The sequence below is a fragment of the Faecalibacterium sp. DFI.5.82 genome (assembly GCF_029076575.1).
Lineage (GTDB): Bacteria > Bacillota > Clostridia > Oscillospirales > Ruminococcaceae > Faecalibacterium > Faecalibacterium duncaniae.
In genome coordinates this window covers 1-297 of the sequence record NZ_JARFIS010000865.1, presented here as the reverse complement: position 1 = coordinate 297, position 297 = coordinate 1, and the positions used below count along the sequence as shown (strand labels likewise).

The 297-nt window shown below is 58.2% G+C and carries 1 pseudogene; it reads left to right on the top strand.

Going from position 1 to position 297, the window contains the following annotated elements:
- Positions 1-101 precede the first annotated feature (101 nt).
- A pseudogene (locus P0G09_RS19260) lies at positions 102-297 on the top strand (amino acid ABC transporter substrate-binding protein); the annotation flags it as partial.

The window sequence follows — 297 nt, the reverse complement described above, 5'->3', positions numbered from 1 at the left end:
ACGTGGAGATCGCCACCGAAGCATACCGCAGCATGGGATATGCTGCCCGGTTTGAATCGATCGATTGGGAGCAAAAAACAAATCTGGTGTAAAGTTGCACCATAGACTGCATCTGGGGCTGCTTTTCCATGGATGGACGCGAGGAGATCTACCGCTGGGCGGGGCCTTACATGGTGAGCCGTCAGGTGGTTGCGGTGGATGCCGACAGCAGCATCCGGACACTCAGCGACCTTGCCGGAAAGTCCATTGCCGTGCAGAGCACCGGCAAGCCGGAGGAGCTTGTTCTCAGCGGCTCCG